This is a genomic window from Burkholderia sp. Ap-955 (genome assembly GCF_011753045.1).
Lineage (GTDB): Bacteria > Pseudomonadota > Gammaproteobacteria > Burkholderiales > Burkholderiaceae > Burkholderia > Burkholderia lata_D.
Map to the genome: position 1 here is coordinate 1 of NZ_VWWH01000186.1, position 3,357 is coordinate 3,357.

At 69.6% G+C, this 3,357-nt stretch carries 4 protein-coding genes and 1 pseudogene; 2 read left to right on the forward strand and 3 right to left on the reverse strand.

The genetic code is table 11. The features are described from left to right. The 3 genes and pseudogenes from F3J15_RS37060 to F3J15_RS37070 all read right to left on the reverse strand — a co-directional run. Positions 1–289: pseudogene (locus tag F3J15_RS37060) on the reverse strand (glyoxalase); the annotation flags it as partial. Between the two features lie 52 nt (positions 290–341). Then, a complete protein-coding gene (locus F3J15_RS37065) occupies positions 342–1,079 on the reverse strand; it encodes a YoaK family protein (RefSeq protein ID WP_069250227.1) in 738 nt (245 codons plus the stop codon). Then, positions 1,061–1,297: a DUF1427 family protein gene (locus tag F3J15_RS37070; protein WP_069250351.1), complete on the reverse strand. Its 237-nt coding sequence runs from the start codon at positions 1,295–1,297 to the stop codon at positions 1,061–1,063. Before F3J15_RS37070 ends, F3J15_RS37065 begins: the two co-directional genes overlap by 19 nt. Positions 1,298–1,493: 196 nt before the next feature. On the opposite strand from F3J15_RS37070, the gene F3J15_RS37075 reads away from it, so the two are divergent. Together F3J15_RS37075 and F3J15_RS37080 are read left to right on the forward strand one after the other, a co-directional pair. Beyond that, positions 1,494–2,219, forward strand: a complete 726-nt coding sequence (locus F3J15_RS37075; RefSeq protein ID WP_166897732.1) for a TetR/AcrR family transcriptional regulator — start codon at positions 1,494–1,496, stop codon at positions 2,217–2,219. 109 nt (positions 2,220–2,328) lie between these two features. After that, positions 2,329–3,357: FAD binding domain-containing protein (locus F3J15_RS37080; protein WP_166897734.1), on the forward strand; the 1,029-nt coding region annotated here is incomplete at its 3' end.

A 3,357-nucleotide genomic window follows, 5' to 3' on the forward strand; every position in this document is an offset into this window, starting at 1 on the left:
TCGGCGTCGGCGTGACCTGGAACACGCCCTGCTTCGACTTCTTGCCGCCGAACGTCGCGACGAAGCTGTCGGTGAAGCGGTCGAAGTCTTCCGGCGCCACGCACACGTGCGTCGTGTCGTACTGCGGGCCGACCGCGACCGCCGGGAAGCGCGCGGCGGCCGGCTGGCGCGCCGTGTCGTCCAGATGCGTTTCGTCGGCATGCGACGGGGCGGCCGCCAGCAATGCGGCGAGCATCGCCGTCGACGCAGTCGTCATGCGCAGCACGTGGCGCAGGTTCAGTGAAATCATCGGGTTCTCCTTGAAGGTGGCGCGCAGCGGCACGCTGCGCGCGAAAACGGGTTCAGCGCGAGGCCGGCAGCTCGGCCGCGCGTGCGGATCGATACGTGAGAAAGCCCAGCACCGCGAGCGGCAACGCGAGCGCCCAGAACGCGGCATACAGGTACGCAGTCGCGCCGGCGCCCGCGCCGAGCGCGAAACCGGCCACCGGCGGCAGCGTGCGCTGCAGCCGCGCACGCGCGGCTTCCCGCTCGGCGGGCGCGGCGATCGGCACGAGCCAGTCGAATGCATCGATGACGGCCTGCGTGACGTTGCCGGTCATCACCGTGTTGGCGACCACCGAGCGCGCGGTCAGCCGGCCATGCGCGTTCTGCACGCCCATCGCCGCCGCGCCGAGCAGCCCGCAGACGATCGTCGCGGGCGCATCGGCGCTGCCGATCGGCGACGCCGCAATCCCCGCGAACATGAAGCCGGCGAGCAGGATCGCCTGCAACGCATACAGCGAACAGGCACGCGCGCCGTGCCCGCGCACGCGCATCCGGTGGTCGAGCAGGCGCGCGGCCACGATCCCGGCGATGAACGCCGGAAACGCGAGCCATTTGATCAGCAGCCCCTGCCCGACTCCGGCCAGGCCCGAGCCGATCAGGATGAAGTTGCCGGTCACATGTGCGGTAAAGAGGCCGAACAGCGCGACGAAGCCGAGCGTGTCGACGTAGCCGGCGATCGACGCGAGAAAGACGTCCTCGCCGGGTAGGCGATCGGGCGCGGCCGCACCGGCGGCCGTTACTTGTCCAGGTTGCATGTCGTGGTTTCCGTGGGTTTGCCGGTGGAGTCTGCTTCCTGGACCTGCGGGGCCGGCGGCCACAACTGCGCCTGCACGAACGGAATCGCATGCTCGCCGAGCACGATGCCGGGCAACCCGGCCAGCGCGATCAGCGGCGACGCGGGAGATTGCACGCGCACGCGGGTGTCCGGCAGGCCGACTGCGATGCCGGCTCCCAGCGGGTTCAGATAGGGCATGGTCCGTTCCGGTTGCGCCGCCGCGCCGGGCCGCACGGACGGCGCCCGGCCCATGCGGCGGTTCGGTAGCAAGACTACGGGGACACGCACCTGAAAGTCATGGCGGCGATCTGAATTTTTCTGAAGCAGCGGCGGCGGCGCGCGATGCCATTGTTCGATCGATCAGTGCAGAATGGGCGCATTCAGGAGCCGATGCATGACCGCCACGAAGCGCAACGCAGCGCCCCGCCCGCGCGGGGCCCGGGCCGACGAGCCGGCCGGCACGCCGGGCCGCCGCCTCACGCCGGAAGCGCGCGAACGGCAGATCGTCGAAAAGGCGGTCGAGCACTTCGCGACCCACGGATTTTCCGGCAGCACGCGCGAGCTCGCGCGGCAAATCGGTGTGACGCAACCGCTGCTCTACCGGTATTTTCCGAGCAAGGAGGCGCTGATCGACCGCGTGTACGACGAGGTCTACACGTGGAATCCCGACTGGGAAAAACTGATCGCCGATCGCTCGGTGCCGCTGCAGCAGCGGCTCGTCGCGTTCTACCGGTCGTATGCGCAGACGATCCTGCGGCGCGAATGGATCCGCACGTTCATCTTCGCGGGCCTGAGCCGCGAGGGTTTCAATACGCGCTACCTGTCACGGCTGCGCGAGCGCGTGTTCCTGCCGGTGCTGCGCGAACTGCGCCACGCATACGACCTCACGGCGCCGGCGTCGGAAGCGCAGCGCAACGCGGAAATCGAACTTGTCTGGAGCCTGCACGCGAGCATCTTCTATCTCGGCGTGCGCAAGTGGGTATACGGATTGCCGGTGCCCGACGATCTCGACGCCGAAATCGAACGGCAGGTCGACGCGTTCCTGAACGGCACGCCGGCCGCACTGCAACGCGTGACATCGGGCTCGTCCGCCGCCCCCGTCAAACGCCGCCGAGGTTGAGCGGCGGCGCACGCGGCAAGCATCGCGCTTTCGCTCAGGCCGCTTCAGAACGATTCAACCGCTGCGTCCGTTGCTTGCCCTATGCTCGGCAATCATCGGGAGACATCGGATGGAACACGGATCGGGCCGCAAGGCCGTCATCGTCGGCGGGTCGGTTGGCGGGCTGTTCGCCGCGACCGCACTGCGCGCAGCCGGCTGGGACGTCGGCGTATTCGAGCAATCGCCGCACGACCTGGACAGCCGCGGCGGCGGCATCGTGCTGCAGCCGCCGATCGAGCGGGCGTTCGCATTCGGCGCCGTACCGCTGCCGCGCGAGGCCGCCGTCGATTCGATCGACCGGATCTACGTCGATGCGCACGACCGCATCGTGCAACGCTTCACGATGCCGCAAACGCAAACCGCGTGGAACGTGATCTACACGGCGTTGAAGCGCGCGCTGCCGGCCGGCATCGTCCATGCGGGCGACGCGTTCGAGCGATTCGAGCAGGACGGCGAGCGCATCGTCGCGCATTTCGCGAGCGGCCACGCCGAGACCGCCGACCTGTTGATCGGTGCGGACGGCGGCCGCTCGGCGGTGCGCGCACAGTTGATGCCGGACGTGCGGCCGGCGTATGCGGGCTATGTCGCATGGCGCGGGCTCGTCGACGAGCGGGTGCTGCCCGAACAGGTGCTGTATCTGCTGCGCGAGCGCTTCACGTTTCAGCAAGGCGACGCACACCTGTTCCTCACCTATCTGGTGCCCGGTGCGGACGGCGCGATCGAGGCGGGCAAGCGGCGCGTGAACTGGGTCTGGTACCGGCGTCTCGCGTCCGACCGGCTGCGGTCGCTGTTCGTTGCGCGCGACGGTACGCAGCGCGACGGGTCGCTGCCGCCCGGCGCGATGCGCGACGACGACCGCGCGGAACTCGTCGACGCCGGTGGCCGGATGCTCGCGCCGACGCTCGCGGCGCTCGTCGACGCGACACCCGCGCCGTTCGTGCAGGCGATCCAGGATCTCGCGGTCGAACGGATGGCGGTGGGGCGTGCGGTGCTGCTGGGGGACGCCGCGTGCCTCGTTCGCCCGCACACGGCGGCCGGTGTCGCAAAAGCGGCGGCATACTCGTTCTGCCTCGCGCAACGGCTGCGCGAAGTCGGCCAC

What these genes read in the sequence shown, in the direction of transcription:
- F3J15_RS37070 (WP_069250351.1), bottom strand. Translation starts at nt 1,297, where the DNA reads ATGCCCTATCTGAACCCGCTGGGAGCCGGCATCGCAGTCGGCCTGCCG.
- F3J15_RS37075 (WP_166897732.1), top strand. Translation starts at nt 1,494, where the DNA reads ATGACCGCCACGAAGCGCAACGCAGCGCCCCGCCCGCGCGGGGCCCGG.
- F3J15_RS37065 (WP_069250227.1), bottom strand. Translation starts at nt 1,079, where the DNA reads ATGCAACCTGGACAAGTAACGGCCGCCGGTGCGGCCGCGCCCGATCGC.